This is a genomic window from Lentibacillus sp. L22 (assembly GCF_040812445.1).
GTDB classification, from domain to species: Bacteria; Bacillota; Bacilli; order Bacillales; family Amphibacillaceae; genus Lentibacillus_C; species Lentibacillus_C daqui.
In genome coordinates this window covers 14,332-29,844 of record NZ_JBFNXI010000025.1, presented here as the reverse complement: position 1 = coordinate 29,844, position 15,513 = coordinate 14,332, and the positions used below count along the sequence as shown (strand labels likewise).

General features: G+C 36.9%; 14 protein-coding genes. All 14 read left to right on the top strand.

Translation table 11 applies throughout. The features are described from left to right. Positions 1 to 220 precede the first annotated feature (220 nt). Positions 221 to 1,630, top strand: coding sequence for an MFS transporter (locus ABRT01_RS11720; RefSeq protein ID WP_367747325.1), 1,410 nt, complete (start codon positions 221 to 223; stop codon positions 1,628 to 1,630). 850 nt (positions 1,631 to 2,480) lie between these two features. After that, complete coding sequence (locus tag ABRT01_RS11715; protein ID WP_367747322.1) at positions 2,481 to 3,026, top strand: HAD family hydrolase; 546 nt, start codon at positions 2,481 to 2,483, stop codon at positions 3,024 to 3,026. A gap of 184 nt (positions 3,027 to 3,210) precedes the next feature. After that, a complete protein-coding gene (locus tag ABRT01_RS11710; RefSeq protein ID WP_367747319.1) occupies positions 3,211 to 5,988 on the top strand; it encodes a sigma-54-dependent transcriptional regulator in 2,778 nt (925 codons plus the stop codon). Between the two features lie 93 nt (positions 5,989 to 6,081). Continuing rightward, the gene (locus ABRT01_RS11705) at positions 6,082 to 6,501 is read left to right on the top strand and encodes a PTS sugar transporter subunit IIA (protein ID WP_269410346.1); all 420 of its coding nucleotides are present in this window, start codon (positions 6,082 to 6,084) and stop codon (positions 6,499 to 6,501) included. A gap of 17 nt (positions 6,502 to 6,518) precedes the next feature. Next, positions 6,519 to 6,989, top strand: coding sequence for a PTS sugar transporter subunit IIB (locus ABRT01_RS11700; protein WP_367747315.1), 471 nt, complete (start codon positions 6,519 to 6,521; stop codon positions 6,987 to 6,989). A gap of 27 nt (positions 6,990 to 7,016) precedes the next feature. Further along, complete coding sequence (locus ABRT01_RS11695; protein WP_269410344.1) at positions 7,017 to 7,793, top strand: PTS mannose/fructose/sorbose/N-acetylgalactosamine transporter subunit IIC; 777 nt, start codon at positions 7,017 to 7,019, stop codon at positions 7,791 to 7,793. Continuing rightward, a complete protein-coding gene (locus ABRT01_RS11690; protein ID WP_367747311.1) occupies positions 7,774 to 8,637 on the top strand; it encodes a PTS system mannose/fructose/sorbose family transporter subunit IID in 864 nt (287 codons plus the stop codon). Before ABRT01_RS11695 ends, ABRT01_RS11690 begins: the two co-directional genes overlap by 20 nt. A 76-nt stretch (positions 8,638 to 8,713) precedes the next feature. Next, positions 8,714 to 9,787 (top strand): SIS domain-containing protein, encoded by a 1,074-nt coding sequence (locus ABRT01_RS11685; RefSeq protein ID WP_269410342.1) that lies wholly within the window; start codon positions 8,714 to 8,716, stop codon positions 9,785 to 9,787. A gap of 29 nt (positions 9,788 to 9,816) precedes the next feature. Beyond that, positions 9,817 to 10,827, top strand: coding sequence for an SIS domain-containing protein (locus tag ABRT01_RS11680; RefSeq protein WP_269410341.1), 1,011 nt, complete (start codon positions 9,817 to 9,819; stop codon positions 10,825 to 10,827). Positions 10,828 to 10,928: 101 nt separating this feature from the next. Next, positions 10,929 to 11,594, top strand: coding sequence for an HAD family hydrolase (locus tag ABRT01_RS11675; protein ID WP_367747307.1), 666 nt, complete (start codon positions 10,929 to 10,931; stop codon positions 11,592 to 11,594). Between the two features lie 206 nt (positions 11,595 to 11,800). Continuing rightward, entirely contained in the window at positions 11,801 to 12,469 is a 669-nt protein-coding gene (locus tag ABRT01_RS11670) for a GntR family transcriptional regulator (RefSeq protein WP_269410338.1), read from the top strand. Between the two features lie 47 nt (positions 12,470 to 12,516). Next, complete coding sequence (locus ABRT01_RS11665) at positions 12,517 to 13,221, top strand: DUF2848 family protein (protein WP_367747303.1); 705 nt, start codon at positions 12,517 to 12,519, stop codon at positions 13,219 to 13,221. Then, positions 13,221 to 14,018 (top strand): carbon-nitrogen family hydrolase, encoded by a 798-nt coding sequence (locus tag ABRT01_RS11660; protein ID WP_367747300.1) that lies wholly within the window; start codon positions 13,221 to 13,223, stop codon positions 14,016 to 14,018. The genes ABRT01_RS11665 and ABRT01_RS11660 overlap by 1 nt, the downstream gene beginning before the upstream one ends. Positions 14,019 to 14,030: 12 nt before the next feature. Next, entirely contained in the window at positions 14,031 to 15,329 is a 1,299-nt protein-coding gene (locus ABRT01_RS11655) for an MFS transporter (protein ID WP_269410335.1), read from the top strand. Positions 15,330 to 15,513 lie beyond the last annotated feature (184 nt).

Here is a 15,513-nt window from a genome sequence, read left to right as displayed (position 1 = left end):
TTCTTTTGAAAGGGGTCTGTCAAAAGTAGTAGTAAACATAAAACCGAACGGAACTTTTAGCTACTTACAGAACCCTTTCATGGATTTGAAATGTTATATGAGTTGGTATGAAGAGACACCAAACATAGCTTTTTGCGATTTTGAGAATAAAAAATTTAAGAATGATACCAATTTCATAGGAGTTGAAAAATAAGTTTGTTGGTATAGGAGGTAGAAACTATTGAGTGATGGTAACCTTGTCGTACGGTCCAAGGACGATCTAGTTCAATTTGTTAATAGAAATCCAATGAAAAGAAAGAGCGTATTATTAATTTGGTTAGCTTTGGGAGGTGTTTTTGTTGAGGCTTATGATTTTGTTAGCCTTGGTATAGGGACTGAACAGCTAACCGAACAGTTTCAACTATCATCTTTTCAAGTGGGCACACTTACAGCAATTATGGCGATTGGCGGATTTTTTGGAGCGATTTTTGGTGGATATTTAACTGATAAATTTGGTAGGGCTTTCATTTTCTTGGTTGATTTGTTACTACTTGTACTGGCCACTGTTGGAGCCGCTTTAGCACATAATTACGCAGTATTGCTAATATTTCGTTGTCTTATGGGAATTGGAGTTGGAATAGAAACACCTGTAGCTTTTAGTTTTATTGCAGAACTTAGCAATATTAAGCAAAAAGGAAAGTATCTTAATTTATGGCAACCGGTCTGGTATATGGCTACAGTTTCGTCAGGAGTAATAGGGCTAATGGTGTATTTATTGCATGCTGAAGAATATTTATGGCGATGGGCGGTAGGTTTAGGGGCAGTTTTTGCGCTAGCAGTATTTTTTCTTAGGATAGCTTACATGAAAGAAAGTCCATTATGGGCCGCAAATAATTTACCTATAAAGGAAGCAATAAAAATTGTAGAAAAGACATACAATATTACGATTGTCAATAAATCATTGGATACGGATCAAAAAAGCGATAACAAGCCATCGTCGTTTAAACTGCTTTTTCATAAAAGATACAGAGCACGTTCATTCCTTGCCTGGATTATTTCGATTACTCAAACAATGCAATACTATTCATTAGGGTTTTATATTCCGATTATTTCCGGATATATTTTTGGTCAAGGGATGATAAATAGTATTTATGGGACTATAATTTTTAATTTGTTCGGAATATTAGGGGGATTCTTTGGTGCTTACTTAACTGTTCGTATGGGAACCAGAAAATTAGCCATATACGGATTTGCGGTTGTTGCAGCTAGCTTAATATATATCGGATTGATATATGGACATTCGAATATTCTGCTTTCAGCTTTGCCAATTGCAACTTTTATATTTGCACACTCTGCTGGACCAGGCCCTCAAGGAAAAACAATTGCAGCAGCTTCTTATCCAACTTCTCTTCGTGCCTTAGGAACTGGTGCATCGGAAGCAGCAAATAAGGTAGGTAGTATGTTTGGTTTATTCTTTTTCCCGATGGTTCTTGCTGCTGTAGGGCTGGCTAAAACGATGCTTATTTTAACCTTAGTCCCAATAGCCGGTTTGATTGCAACTTCATTAATTAAATGGGAATCTGTTGGTAAGGATGTTGAAAATGATGTGATTGAGGAAGGTAAAGATACCTTAAATGGGATGCAGGTATAGGGAAATGATATTATCAAGAATGATTAAATATTGAGGGCTTGGATAAAAGCATAGACAAAGCAGAGTAATTTATTAAAGAGAATATCTTTGGTAAAGGGAATAAATAAAGTAGCCGATAGTTTTAATCTTGATAGGCTACTTTATTTTAATGGTGAATTGGTTTATTGGCTGTTTATAAAGTGCTGTTCCAAAATCGAGTTGGACTATATGATTGATATTGTGAAAAGTCTTAACATCAATGATAAGGTCTGCACCAATTTTCCCATCTACCACCAAAGAATTCGCTTAAAAACTATTGTATTTTTTAAACCAGGAATCTCTTCAACAAGTGAGTGATTATCGATTGGATATTCATCCATCTATACAGTCAATCTCGCGGGATCTGGATACAAATTTGGTGAAAGTTTGAGAACAGCATAATTAATAGTTTCAAGTTCTTGCCAATTCGTATGGCTATTATTAATGGTTGTCCTTTACTTTTGGCAGCAAACCCAGTGTTCATGGCCACGCATTAATAATAAGCTTTCGAACTCAGTAATCAATTCCATTAACCATAACCCCTGTATCCAATTTTTTGCTTGAATTATTGAAATACAGTTTGAGGGATTTGTATAAACAAGGAAAATCTAAAGAAATTTAATCCTTAAAGCTGTACTGGCCAATTTGTACTTTTCAATAATCCGTATTATAGTAGATTAAAAAATTGACTTATTGTATTTCTCCTGTTTGATCAGATGTTTATCGAGCACACTGGATGGAATGCGAGGATTAATATTCCACTTAAATTGATGATTAATTGAATAAAAGACAAATACTTGTCGGATAGCAATGGAAGTAGAGGTGTTGAAATGTGGTTTCATATGTTATTTGGGATCTAGGGGAAACTATTACCACTCCCCCGCCTGGAGGAATGGATTTAAAACCGCTTAATGAATATCCAGACATAAAGTTAAGAAAAAATGTAGACGAAGTACTTAAAACAATTAATAAGTTTGACCTAAAAAATGCAATTCTAAGTAACACTGCACGTAGTGATAGTAACGCGGTTAAAAAGCTACTAAAGAGACTTGGAGTTCTTGAACTGTTTGAATATGTATACGCAACGCAATCTGAGTTAGATCCGAATATCCCGGAGAAACCGGATGCAATTGTTTATAATATGGTGTTGGATGATCTTGGTATAAAAGCTAGCGATGGAATAATGGTAGGTAACACGTGGGATACGGACATTATTGGGGCAAATCAAGTTGGGATGCATTCTATTTGGTTACAGAATCCATCGGTGTCTGTTAGGAAGGATAGGGAAACAAAAGTGAATAATCCACCGTGGGTTATACCGATATGGGACGTTGATTCGGTGCCAAAAGCAATAGAACTAATTAATAGTTGTGTATAATCATAACCACCCGTTGAACGGGTGGTTATGATTATGACTTTAGTAGTTGAGACAGTAGTTGACGAAACAGAAATCAAGTGCATACTATAGAATATTGGAAACAATAAACATTTCATCTTGTTTGAAAAAGTCTTATAATTGAAGTGGCACAATTGTACTAGAATAACAACAAGGGGTGACACAGATGTTGAAAGGAGATTTACTTCATTTCCTTGAGGAGAAAACGCCATTATTTCATATAGATAGCCCTTCAGATGAATTCACGGCAAATAAAATGGCAGAACTTTTTAATGTTAAGCGCAACACAATAAGTCAATACCTTAATCAAATGGTAGATGAAGAAAAAGTGATTAAAATTAATACACGACCAGTTTATTTTTTACATCGTGGCGTGTTTGAAAACATTTTTTCTCCTATTCAAACCTGTGTTTTTGATAGTTTGGAATCAGTTAAAACCCAAATTGATAGCACAACCAATAATATTGATATTTTTAATCAATTAGTTGGATCAGATGGAAGTTTAAAAAAAGCGATTGAACAAATAAAATCATCCGTACTGTATCCAGATGGCGGTCTACCACTTATCTTATGTGGACCAACGGGTGCTGGAAAAAGTTATACTGCCAACCTTATTTACCAGTATAGTGTCGAAAAAGGGGTATTGCCAAAAAATGCTCCTTTTATTAGTTTCAATTGTGCACAATATGCAAATAACCCTGAACTACTTTCTAGTAACCTATTTGGTTATGTGAAAGGTGCCTTTACAGGAGCTGATCAAACTACAAAAGGAATGCTGGAGGTTGCAGATGGCGGTATTTTATTTTTAGATGAGGTTCACCGGTTGGATGAAGAAGGTCAGGAAAAGCTATTTACATTCCTTGATCAAGGAGTTTATCGCAGAATGGGAGAAACAGAGGGTTGGCATCATGTAAATGTAAGAATTATTTTTGCAACAACCTTAGATCTCGAGGGGAATTTTCTTAAAACATTCTTACGCCGGATTCCTATACGTATAACGATTCCAAGTCTTGAACAGCGAGAGGCCAAGGAAAAAAAGCAATTTGTATATATGTTTTTGATCAACGAAGCAAAAAAGGTTAATTTGCCGATTCATGTTTCAAATCGGGCCTTGGATGCACTGACAAAACATCATTATCAAGGTAACCTGGGTGATTTGAAAAATACGATTAAATATTTGGTAGCATCATCCTTTGCAAAAGATACACAATCAGACCGTATATCCATTTCGCTGTATGATCTGCCTGATACCATTTTGCGGGAAACAATCCAACCAACTGATCGGAAATTGAAGCATAACAGTGAAGTCATCATCGAGCCTACTGCAACATTGCATCAACTTTTTGAATCAAATTTATCGCGTACAGATGATATTAAGAAGACATATGATACCATCTTGCGTTTATTTCAAGATAAATATGAACAAAACTTGGACAATAAGTACTTGGAACAACATATTTTTAATGAAATCCTTGCTTTATTCGACAGATTCATTTTTAATACGAACAAAAGTACTGGTGCCCTCCTGGAGGTTATTACAGTAAATGTACAGGCAATTATTAGTTATGTAGAAAACACGAATAACGTAAAATTCAATGGAAACAGTGTATTTGCCATGGCACACTTTCTTTATTTTAAGGGAAACGCAGCTATAGAATGGTCAGCTGAGCAGGGGAAAATCATTGATCAAATGGATCTTTTTGTTTCAGAAAATTACCAATCGGAACTTTTATTAGTAAAGCAGCTGGTTGAACTGTTAAATAATAAACTTGATGTACACATTAGCAAAATCGATGAATCAATCCTAACATTTTACTTGAGAAGCCAATCGATTGAACCGGTCAGCAACCAGCGTATGAGGGCTATTATTTTGGCGCACGGCTATGCTACGGCAAGTAGTATTGCCAACGTTGCGAACCGTTTGCTTCATGAAAATATATTTGAGGCTTTTGATATGCCACTGGACACATCAATAGACGATATTGTAAAAAGTGTTCTGCAGTATGTTGAACGTACGGATGTTTCTAATGGGTTGGTAATTTTGGTAGATATGGGCTCATTGAAGGATATTTATTCACAGTTCATGAAATATATGAATGAGCCGATTGCGATCATTAACAATGTCTCTACACAAATGGCCTTATTAGTTGGAGAAATGCTTAAAAAAAGAACTTATTTACAAGATATGATTGAAAAGTTAAAAACCGCCATTGAGACCGAATATAGCATCATCTACCCGGAAAAGAAAAAAGAAAAGGCGATTATCACATCTTGTTTTACAGGAATGGGAACAGCTTTACAAATTCAGAAACTATTAGAGAATAGTATTCCTCAGGATCAGGAATTGAAAATCATTGCACATGATTATAACAGATTAGAGGAATCTGGTTATACGGATGCCATATTTCAACTGTATGATGTTTTGGCAATAGTAGGAACCGCTGACCCGAGAATAAATGAGGTGGATTATATTTCTATTGAGGATTTAATTTCTGGTCAGGAGGAGGGAAAGCTAAGAAAAATATTTAAATCTGTAATTGGTAATGACCAAATTGAGGTTATAAATAATAATCTTTTGCGAAATTTTTCACTTGAACGAGTAATTGATTCCATTACCATCCTGGATACAGAGAAAATCATTACTCATGTTGAAGAATTCCTAAATCGATTGGAAATGTTAATAAACCAGAAGATTACAAACGATAAAAAGGTAGGCTTATATGTCCATACAAGCTGTTTAGTAGAGCGTCTAATTCGACAGGAACCGATAAAAACGTATCCTAATATTAATGAGTTTATGAAGTGTCATAAAAATACGATAAAAATAATAAAAGAAGCATTTAGTGTCATTGAATCCATATACAGTGTCGAAATAAACATTGCTGAAATCGGATACATTTATGATTATATTGCGGCAGATCCCGTAGAGGAAACCGTTTTCTAAAAGAATAACCAAAAATTTTTAAAGCGTGCCACTAACTTGGCACGCTTTTTGCGTTTACTAAGATGATAGAAAGATTAGTGAAGGGGGATAGGAATGAGATATCTATTATTGGCTTCCCATGGAAAACTGGCTGAAGGAATTCTTGATTCGACAGAAATGATCACTGGTAAGCATGACAATGTTTTTACAATTAGTGCTTATAAGCATGAGGAAGATGATTTGAATAGGCAATTGGAATCGGTAATGGTGCAAATCAATCATGATGATGAATTGATTATTGTTACGGATATATTTGGCGGTAGTGTTAATAACGAGTGCATGAAACTGCTGGACGATACAAGAATCCACTTAATCGCTGGGTTGAATTTAGCATTAGTGATTGAACTGGTCACACAGATGAATTTCAAAATAACTACCGATGAATTGATCCATACATCCATAAAAAATGCGAAAGATGCGATGTTGTATTGCAATCAAGTTATCCAGGACGTACCAACGAATGAAGACTTTTGATGAAAGGATGAGCAGATATGATTAAATTGCTTCGCGTAGACCATCGCTTGTTGCACGGACAAGTTGCCTTCTCCTGGACACAAAATTTGGGAGCGGATTGTATTTTAATAGCTAACGATGATGTGCCAGTTAACGATTTGCGTAAAACGACGATTAAACTGGCCAAGCCTCAGGGTGTAAAGCTTGTTATCAAAAACATTGAGGATTCTATCAAAGCTTTACAAAGCGGGGCGACAGATAAATATAAACTTTTCATTGTCGTTGAATCTGTTGCAGATGCGCAGAAACTATCCGAAGCCTATCCGGCCATTGAGCAAGTAAATCTGGGTGGTGTGAAGGCAAAGGAAGGAAGCAGAAAAATTTCCAAAGCAATAAATCTATTGCCTGAGGAAGAGAAACTAGTGAAGAAAATGATTGAAAAAGGTGTAGAAGTAGAAATTCGACAGGTTCCTAATGATAAAAAGGTTCTTGCTAGTACTGTCATTTAAAGCAAGCAGCGATTGGGGGAATTTACTATGATTACGGCATTATTATTAGGCTTGATTGCTTTTGTGGCCCAAAGTGAATATGCCCTTGGTACGAGTTTGATATCCCGTCCAATCGTAACGGGCATGCTTACCGGGTTGGTAATGGGCGATGTCAAAACAGGTCTTATTATGGGGGCTACTTTAGAATTGGCTTTTATCGGAGCCTTTTCCGTTGGTGCAGCAATCCCACCCAATGTAGTAGTTGGGGGCGTATTGGGGACTGCTTTTGCCATATCTTCCGGAGCTGGTGCGGAAACAGCTTTATTGCTGGGCTTGCCGATTGCTACGTTAGCACTGATCTTTGAAAATTTATATATGGGTGTCGTGCTTCCAATCGTTCTTCACAAAGCGGATAAATATGCGGAAGAAGCCAACATCCGGGGTATTACAATAATGCATGTATTAGGTGGTTTGGGAATGTCTACCATGATAGGTGCGATTGTATTCATTTCGTATTTTGCTGGAAGCGATGCAATTAAGAATGTTTTGGATGCCATTCCTAGTCCAGTACAAACGGGCCTTGAAGTGGCAACAGGGCTTATTCCGGCATTAGGTTTTGCCATGTTGGCAAGGTTGTTAATTAATAAGCAGGTAGCACCATACTTCTTCTTGGGATTTTTAATTGTTGCCTATTTAAAGGTACCGGTAACCGGTATCGCATTACTAGGTGCAATTGTTGCAGTTGTTATGGTAAATGTGATGCAAACGCAGAAATTGGCCACAGAAAAAGGAGGAGTGATGGACGATGACGACGAAGATTTCTAACGATAATGGGATCAAACAGGAGGAAAAGTCGCCGGAAAAATCGCCAGAAATCAGCAAAAAAGATTTAAATCGATTGTTTTGGCGCTCGTTTCAGATGGAATTTTCATGGAACTATGAACGTCAGGCAAGTCTGGCTTACACCTACGCCATGATTCCAATATTGAAAAAGCTGTATAAGAAAAAGGGCGATTTATCCGCCGCTTTGAAACGTCACCTGGAATTTTTTAATACGACGCCACATATTGTCACGATGATATTGGGTATTTCGGCAGCCATGGAAAAACAAAATGCAACAGATTCCAAGTTTGATTCTTCATCGATTAATACGGTAAAAGCATCCTTAATGGGCCCCCTAGCTGGTATTGGTGATTCCTTTTTCTGGGGGACCCTTAGACTCATCGCAACCGGAATTGGTACATCCTTGGCGTTAAAGGGAAATATTCTGGGACCGATTCTATTTTTACTCGTTTTTAATGTTCCTCACATTGCTCTTCGTTATATTTTGACGAAGGTCGGTTACAAAATGGGAACAGGCTTTTTGAAAAAATTGCAGGAAAATGGAACAATGGGTAATTTGACATTTGGAGCAGCAATATTGGGGCTGATGGTTATTGGCGGAATGAGCGCAGACATGATTTCCCTTGATGTTCCATTAAAGATAGGAAGCGGCGAATCTGCCACAGCTGTGCAAGATATCTTGGATGGTATCATGCCTGGACTGTTGCCTCTGGCTGCCTTTGGGGTTATTTATTGGCTACTCGGAAAAGAAGTCAAGGCAACAACTATTTTAATCGGGATCGCTGTTGTCAGTATCCTGGGTGCGTGGGCAGGTATATTTAGCTGATTTTATATCAGGCACCTTTTTATAAAGATTTGTCCATCAAAGCAACATCATATTCTTAAATTGGAGGGAGTTGATAATGTTGAAAGAGACGATGATGGATTACATCCATGAAGAAGAAAAAACATGTAGGGAAATAATAAGCAATTACAATGACAATCTTCAGTCGTTTAAACAACTTATCGACGAGAAACAACCAAAACATTGGCTGATACTTGCAACCGGTTCAAGTCTTAATGCGACATTAAGTGCAAAATATTATATGGAAAAAATGGCTGGAATCTCGATCGAGGTAATCGAACCATTTACATTTGTTCATTATGAAAAGGTAAAATCATCTACAGATTTTATCCTGGCTATTTCACAAGGCGGGCATAGTTCTTCAACAATTGAAGCAGTAAAAAAAGCAAATTCGCTCGGAAATATTCCTACCGCTGTTCTTACCGCAAATTTGGATAGTCCGATTGCGAATGCTACAGACCTAGTAATTGATATTGGTAGTGGTGTGGAGAAAGTAGGATATGTAACTAAAGGTTTTTCTGCTACGGTACTAACCTTGATGCTAATGGGTATGGTTGCGGGACATGTGCTTGGAAACCTGAGTGAGGAAGAGGTATTGAAAGAAATTGCTGAATTTGATGTGGCAATTGAAAGCATACCCTCCGTCATAGAGCGTACAGAAAGCTTTTATCGTCAATTTGCTGATGAACTAAATCAAATTCCACGCTTCGCAACTGTTGGATATGGTCCAACAGTCGGGACTGCAAAAGAAAGTGAAACAAAGTTTACAGAAACCGTTCGGGTCCCTACACAAGGTTTTGAATTAGAGGCTTTCATGCATGGACCATATTTAGAGGTAAATGAATCGTATGGATTATATTTCATTCAAACAAAAAGTCCGCATGCAACAAGATTGAAGAAATTAAGTGCGTACTTTTCGGGATACACAGACCATTGCTTTACAATTGCTACTGGCAATGCGGATGGAAATAAAACATTGTCCATCGGAATAGAGCTGGATGAGTTTAAAAGTCCTTTATTGCTTGTGATTCCTTTTCAAATCCTTGCCTATCGCATCACAACTGGCAGAGGTATTGACCTTCAAGAAGACATTTTTGGGGATTTTGACGACATTCTTAAAAGCAAAATATAATATAATACACATCTTGGGAGGAAAACAATATGTTGAAATTTGATGAAGAATTATACCTGAAAGATGGAAAAACAACTTATGAAACTCGCGAAAGAATAGAGCATGTTGCAGATGAAATTTCGCGGGAAGGATATGAAAATATATTTTTTATCTCCGTTGGTGGTTCGATTGCCATCATGCTACCTGTTGTGGAAATGCTCAAGCAATTAAGTGATGTGCCGGTATATGCTGAACAAGCGGCCGAGGTCATTCTTACAGGTCACCGCCAATTATCCAAGGATTCTTTGGTAATTATGTCATCAAAATCTGGGGATACGAAAGAAACCGTTCGTGCTGCAGAATGGTGTAAAGAAAATGGATACCGCGTTGTTTCCCTTGTAGGCACACCAGATGCTCCATTAGAAAAGTTGAGCCGTTGGGTTATCCCAAATAGAGCAAAAGATGGTGTGGAATTCGAATACATGGAAATGTTTATGCTTATATTTAAACTTCTTGCCAATCGAAATGAATTTCCAAGGTATCAAGAGTTTGCTGATCAATTGAAAAAGCTACCCGGAAATCTGGTAAAAGCTAAGCAGAAATTTGAGCCGATTGCGGATGAAATTGCAAAAAACTATTATAAGGAACCTTACAACATCTGGGTTGGTGATGGTGAAATGTGGGGTGAAGTCTACCTGTTTGCAATGTGTGTCCTAGAAGAAATGCAATGGGTGCGTACAAAAGCAATATCATCATCCGAGTTTTTCCACGGAACGTTGGAATTGGTTGACGAAAATGTACCAGTTTTCCTTGTTAAAGGGGAAGGGAAACGTCGTGCACTTGACGAACGGGTGGAAAAGTTCTGTAAGCAATACACGAAAAAATTAATAGTCTTTGATACTAAGGACTATGAATTAGAAGGAATTGATGAGGAATTTCGCTGGATTTTGGCTCCGACAATTTCTACAACGTTATTGGTCGATCGCCTGGCAGTCTATTATGAAAAATATACTGGTCACGATTTGGATATACGTCGTTACTATCGCCAATTTGATTATTAAGAAGAAAGATATTATTTAATCCAAGGCAGGGAGTTCTTCTTCTCTGCCTAATTAGCCATGGATTTTTTATGTCACAAATATAGGGAATGGGAGAAAGATGAATGAAGAAGAATTTAAAGCTTGTCATATTTGACATGGACGGATTATTATTTGATACGGAACGCCCCTCTTACAAAGCAATGAACCGATCCATGAAAGCCTATGGGTTTGATTTTTCCTTAGACATATATAAACGTATGATTGGTATCAATGATCAAGCAAGCAAGAATATCATCAAAGAAATTTGTGGATCAAATAATCCAATCGAACAAATTTTCAAAAGATATGACCGAGAATTTAAAAATATTTTGGAAACAGAAGGAATCACGGTGAAAGCCGGGGCTCTTAAACTGTTGGATTGGTTGGATGAAAAAAATTTTAAAAAATGTATTGCCTCTTCAAGTAGTAGAAATACAATTGCAAACTACTTATCAATGGCGGGATTAACAAACCAATTCGATTTTTATGTTAGCGGGGAAGAGGTTGACAACGGAAAACCGGCTCCAGATGTTTTTCTGGAAGCATGTAGACGGGCAGATGAAATACCATCATCTGCAATTGTATTCGAGGATTCACTTCACGGATTACGAGCAGCAACCAAGGCGGGGATCCCTTGTATTATTGTGCCGGACTTGATTGAAACGAATGAACAAATGCGAAGAGATGCCTATTGCATTGTTTCAAATTTGAAAGAAGCAATCAACGTACTTGAAAGGGATGTAAAATGAAGCTTTTGAAAAAATAGCATATAAAATATTGGATCGATTATTTTGAAATTGCCTGAAGAGGTGATTTCTTTTTTAATTGATGATGATTTTTATATTCTTTAAAAAGTCACACTACTAATATAAATTTTCTTCAAAAAGTTAATATTGACAACCAACATTTGTGTTCTGTACAATGTATACATAATACAAGCATGTGAGGTACCAAAATGAAAAAGATAGATTTGAAACCGATTGCAAGAAAGAAAACCACGAAGGAAATTGTTTATGAGGATTTAAAAAGGGCTATTTTGACAGGTTCTATCAACAATCAAGAAATACTAACTGAAACAATGTTATCGGAAACAATGGAAATTTCTAGAACACCAATAAGGGAGGCGGTTGCTGATTTAATTAAAGAAGGATTACTGGTACAAATTCCTAGGAAGGGATTTCATGTACGGAAAATTACAGAGAATGAAAAGGAACAAATTATCTTTTTACGATTATCTATTGAAACGGAAGGGTTAAAAAAACTTTCTCCTATTATTACAAAAGAACAACTGCACACACTAAGGGGAATTGTTGCGGCACAAGAACAAGAGATGGTGAATAATGATCGCATTAAGTTTATTGAATTAGATCAAATATTCCATCGTCAAATTCTAACATTCGCGAATCAAAATCTGCTAGAGCAAATACTTCAGGAAATGTATAATCTCACACGACTAGTTGGCCATAATGCGCTAATGAAAGAAGGTAGAATGGTAGAAGTAATTCAAGAGCATAGGCAGATTTTAAATGCTTTGGAAAACAATGATGCTTCTAAAGCTGTAGAGCTAATGAAAAACCATTTAGAGATAACAAAGGCAAATGTTAAAGCTGTTAAGGAGAAATAATATTATTTTTTGGATACCAGAAAGCGCTAACAAGGAGGAACTTATTTATGAAACAATTATTAAATAATTCTACTTATCAAATTGAAGTTGAAGGTAAGGCAAGAGATTTAAAAATTAATAAGGCATTTTGTATTGGCTACTCAGGAAGGGATAAAGAGAAAACATGGGAGCATATCAAGGAACTTGCTGAAATTGGTGTGCCTGAACCAGAGGAGGTTCCAGCCCTTTATCCAGTAGCAGTTAGTACATTGAATCAGTATGAATCGATAGAGGTTGTTGGTGACCAAACAAGCGGGGAAGCGGAGATTGTACTGATCTTTGGAGATTCTCCGGAAGAAATCTATTTAAGTGTTGGAAGTGATCATACGGATCGTTCGCTGGAAACAGTTGATATTAATAAGTCAAAACAAGTGTGTGATAAACCATTTGCCAAAAAGGCATGGAAAATTGACAAGGTAAAGGACTATTGGGATCAATTAGTATTATCGTCGGAAATGATGGTAGATGGAAAATGGGAAAAATATCAGGAAAACCCGATATCCTCCATCATTTCATTGGAGGAAATAAAGGGTTTCCTTCAAAAGAAGAATGTACCTTTAACAAATAGTATTGTATTTTCTGGAACGGTTCCATTACTTGATGGGTTTAAATATGGTGAGAAGTTTAAAACAACCTTGTTCGATCCAATTACCAATGATTCTATATCGACCGAATATAAAATTATAAATATAGCTGCCGGGGAGGAATTTTAATGAAATACGCAATCTATCAAATGGATATTTATCCAGGTGATCCGGAGAAAAATAGACAAAAAGTAAAGGAATGGATGGAACAAGAGGTGAAGAAAAATAATCTTGACACGGTAGTTTTACCAGAAATGTGGACCACTGCTTATACACTTGATGATTTGGACAAGTATGCAGATTCCGATGGGGAGCCCACAAAAAGCTTTTTAAGAGACTTGGCCAAAGAATTAAATGTAAACATCATTGGCGGTTCTGTTGCGAATAGGGTTAAGGATGACTTTTATAATTCTTCATTTGTTTTCGATCGTTCAGGAAAATTGGTTTATGAATATGACAAGGTTCATCTTGTTCCGATGCTTAATGAACCTAAGTACCTAACAGGTGGGCAACATGTTCCAGAAGTATTTGAACTTGAGGGTGTCAAAATGGGTTTAATCATTTGTTATGATTTACGTTTCCCTGAAGTTGTCAGAACGTTAGCACTTGAGGGGGCTCAAGTGCTGCATATTGTGGCTGAATGGCCGGATGCTCGAACCAACCATTGGGTTAATCTCCAAATAGCAAGGGCCATTGAAAATCAGATGTATGTTATCTCCTCCAATAGGGTTGGATTATATGATGGGACTCGCTTTTGCGGGAATTCGATGGCAATAGATCCATGGGGGGATGTTTTAAAACAGGGATCAGACGATAGAGAAGAAACATTAACAACCCAGTTAGATTTAGAAAAAGTTAAACAAGTTAGAAATGATGTACCTATTTTTAGTAGCAGAGTGCCACATTTATATAAAACTGGTTTGTAGGGGGAAACGCAAATGAATAAACAAGGGGAAGAGAAAGTTTCAATCGATCGGAATAAACAACAAAGAATTGCTGGTATTTCAAGTGTACTAGGCTCAACCATTGAATGGTATGATTTTTTCCTTTATGGAACCATGGCTGCTATTGTATTTCCACATTTATTTTTTACAAACAATGATCCATATGTTGCTACCTTATTAACCTTCACGACATATGCCATTGGTTATATTGCGAGACCAATAGGAGGAATTTTATTTGGGCATTTAGGGGATAAGATTGGTAGGAAAGTTTCTCTAGTTGCAACACTAGTTATCATGGGGGTAATGACTGTTCTTATCGGGTTATTACCAGGGTACGAACAAATAGGACTAGCAGCACCACTCATATTGACAATCATTCGATTTATCCAAGGAATTGCTATAGGAGGGGAATGGCCAGGATCTGTACTCATTTCGATGGAGTGGGGTACGAATAAAAATAAAGGGTTCATGGCTACCCTGCCCCAGATTGGCGTACCGCTTGGTTTAATACTTGGAACTTCAGTAACATCCCTTTTTATATCGATTTCCGGTGATGGTTTTCATACATGGGGCTGGAGAGTTCCGTTTATTCTTAGCATAGTTTTAGTGATTGTAGGATTAGTGGTTCGATTCAATTTATTAGAGACTCCTTCATTCCAGAAAACGTTGGATAAAAAAGAAATGCCGAAGTTACCTTTTGTTTCAGTGCTCAAGGAATATCCTAAACAGGTTATTGCAGGAGTGCTCTCCAATGTGAGTAGCGATGTTGCCTTTGGTGTGTTTGCTTTCTATACCACGACATACGGGATAAATTATTTAGGTTTAGATGACTCCGTTTTTGTTAACGCAACACTTACAGGTGCGATTATATCAGTGTGTGCTATATTCTTAACTGGATATATAAGTGATAAAATAAGCCCTAAAAGAATACTGGGATTTGGTAATGTATTACTCATCTTGTGGGCTATACCATATTTCTCTTTGCTTAATACCAAAAGTGTTGGATTGATTTTCGTAGCGATTATTGTAGCTTTTATTATTCATGCTACGATGTGGGCACCATTAGCTCCAGTAATTGCCTCGAGTTTTCCAACCCATCTTAGGTTCAGTGGATCGGCAATAACATTTATGTTGAGAAGTGTAATAGGCGGAGGACTTGCTCCATTGACCTCCACTTACCTTCTTAACCAGTTCAATAGTGGTTACGCTATTAGTGCGTATATTATTGTAACAGCAGTGATCGCATTATTTGCACTAAAATATGTCGATATAAAATATCAAAAAGAGAACTAAATCCAGGGGACGGGATGGCAATATTGGACATGTCAAAACCCGTCTTCTTACCAGTGTAACCAGGATAAGTGAAAAAACTGAAATAAAACCTCATAACACCCTAATGTATAAAGCCCCGGTGATACATCTGAAAATGTGTATTACTGGGGTATCATTTGTATAGGAAAAGTTTTCTCTTGTTAAA

Bases quoted from the DNA above. Each gene is read 5' to 3' on its own strand.
- ABRT01_RS11710 (WP_367747319.1), top strand. From the start codon at position 3,211: ATGTTGAAAGGAGATTTACTTCATTTCCTTGAGGAGAAAACGCCATTA.
- ABRT01_RS11705 (WP_269410346.1), top strand. From the start codon at position 6,082: ATGAGATATCTATTATTGGCTTCCCATGGAAAACTGGCTGAAGGAATT.
- ABRT01_RS11700 (WP_367747315.1), top strand. From the start codon at position 6,519: ATGATTAAATTGCTTCGCGTAGACCATCGCTTGTTGCACGGACAAGTT.
- ABRT01_RS11695 (WP_269410344.1), top strand. From the start codon at position 7,017: ATGATTACGGCATTATTATTAGGCTTGATTGCTTTTGTGGCCCAAAGT.
- ABRT01_RS11690 (WP_367747311.1), top strand. From the start codon at position 7,774: ATGACGACGAAGATTTCTAACGATAATGGGATCAAACAGGAGGAAAAG.
- ABRT01_RS11685 (WP_269410342.1), top strand. From the start codon at position 8,714: ATGTTGAAAGAGACGATGATGGATTACATCCATGAAGAAGAAAAAACA.
- ABRT01_RS11680 (WP_269410341.1), top strand. From the start codon at position 9,817: ATGTTGAAATTTGATGAAGAATTATACCTGAAAGATGGAAAAACAACT.
- ABRT01_RS11675 (WP_367747307.1), top strand. From the start codon at position 10,929: ATGAAGAAGAATTTAAAGCTTGTCATATTTGACATGGACGGATTATTA.
- ABRT01_RS11670 (WP_269410338.1), top strand. From the start codon at position 11,801: ATGAAAAAGATAGATTTGAAACCGATTGCAAGAAAGAAAACCACGAAG.
- ABRT01_RS11665 (WP_367747303.1), top strand. From the start codon at position 12,517: ATGAAACAATTATTAAATAATTCTACTTATCAAATTGAAGTTGAAGGT.
- ABRT01_RS11660 (WP_367747300.1), top strand. From the start codon at position 13,221: ATGAAATACGCAATCTATCAAATGGATATTTATCCAGGTGATCCGGAG.
- ABRT01_RS11655 (WP_269410335.1), top strand. From the start codon at position 14,031: ATGAATAAACAAGGGGAAGAGAAAGTTTCAATCGATCGGAATAAACAA.